Here is a 1,296-nt window from a genome sequence, read left to right on the forward strand (position 1 = left end):
GGGCTTCCTGTCGGGGCCGCTTCGGCCGGGCTTCCTGTCGGGGCCGGGCCGGCTGGCGGCGCGGGGCTGCCCGCCCCGGCCAGGCCGCGCGCTCCCGCCAGGTGGTGGCCTCCCACCGGGCCGGGCCGGGCCAGCCGCCCCGGGCCGTCGGCCCCGGCCAGCCCGTCGAGATCGTCCGGGCTGTCCGGATACGCGGCCGTGTTCACCTGGCCGCTTCGGCGTCGGCGCGGACCAGCCGAGCGGCCTGTGCCGGCGTGGTCGCGCCGAGGCCGAAGGACGGGCACAGGCGGGCGATGCCGCACACGCCGCACGCCGGCCGCCGGGCGTGGCAGACCCGCCGGCCGTGGAAGATGAGCCGGTCGGATGCGATCGTGTAGTCGCGCCGTTCGAGCAGCCCGGCGAGGTCGCTCTCGACCCTGACCGGGTCGGTGCTGGTGGTGAGCCCGAGCCGGCGCGAGAGCCGTCCGACATGGGTGTCGACCGTGATGCCGGGCTGGTCGAAGATGTGCCCGAGCACGACGTTGGCGGTCTTGCGGCCGACCCCGGGGAGGGTGACCAGGTCGTCGAGGCGCGGCGGCACGGTCCCGTCGAAACGGTCGGCCAGGGCGGCGCCGATCCCGATGAGCGAGTTCGCCTTGGCCCGGAAGAAGCCGGTCGGCCGCAGGATGGCTTCGAGTTCCGCCCGGTCGGCGGCGGCGTAGTCGTCCGCGGTGCGGTACTTCGCGAACAGCGTCGGGGTTACCTCGTTGACCTTCTTGTCGGTGCACTGGGCGGACAGGACGGTGGCGACGAGGAGCTCGAGGGGATTGCCGAAGCTGAGCGCGATCCGTGCGTCCGGGTGGAGCTCGCCGAGTACGCGGACGATCTTCCGGGCTCGCCGTGTCCGCGCCAGCGGGCTTTCGGTGGCGGCGTCGGCGAGGGTGGACACGTCCACAGGGTATCCGGTAACCGGATCATCGCGTTCTCCGGCCGGGGGACCGGGTGTGTCCGAGGTCGCATCGCGTATCCTGACCCCGCGTGTCAGTTACGCAGAGTCGTCCCCCACCATGGTGCCCGCCATGTTTCTGATTGCCGCGATCTCGTTCCCGCTCCTGCTGCTGGGCCTGCTGCTCGCCATGGAGCGGGTGGAGCGTCCCCTGCGCATGGCCGACTCGGGCCAGGGCCTGGAGGGCTTCCTCGACAACGCCCGCCCCGACGAGGTGAACACGTTCGTCTCCCAGGGCTTTCCGGCCGCCCTGGAGCGTTACCGCCGCCGTCTGCGGCGGTCGGCTCCGGGTAAGCACCGGGCGACCTGAC

At 73.2% G+C, this 1,296-nt stretch carries 2 protein-coding genes and 1 pseudogene; 1 reads left to right on the forward strand and 2 read right to left on the reverse strand.

Annotated elements, in window-relative coordinates:
• Both AC5LSR_RS05990 and nth read right to left on the reverse strand, forming a co-directional pair.
• Positions 1-206: pseudogene (locus AC5LSR_RS05990) on the reverse strand (hypothetical protein); the annotation flags it as partial.
• Positions 203-928 (reverse strand): endonuclease III, encoded by a 726-nt coding sequence (nth, locus tag AC5LSR_RS05995; protein WP_250292853.1) that lies wholly within the window; start codon positions 926-928, stop codon positions 203-205. The pseudogene AC5LSR_RS05990 and the gene nth, both read right to left, overlap by 4 nt.
• 130 nt (positions 929-1,058) lie before the next feature.
• Here nth and AC5LSR_RS06000 point away from each other — a divergent pair, with 130 nt between their 5' ends.
• Positions 1,059-1,295, forward strand: coding sequence for a hypothetical protein (locus AC5LSR_RS06000; protein WP_076842429.1), 237 nt, complete (start codon positions 1,059-1,061; stop codon positions 1,293-1,295).
• Position 1,296 lies beyond the last annotated feature (1 nt).

Source organism: Protofrankia sp. CiP1_Cm_nod4 (assembly GCF_982290645.1).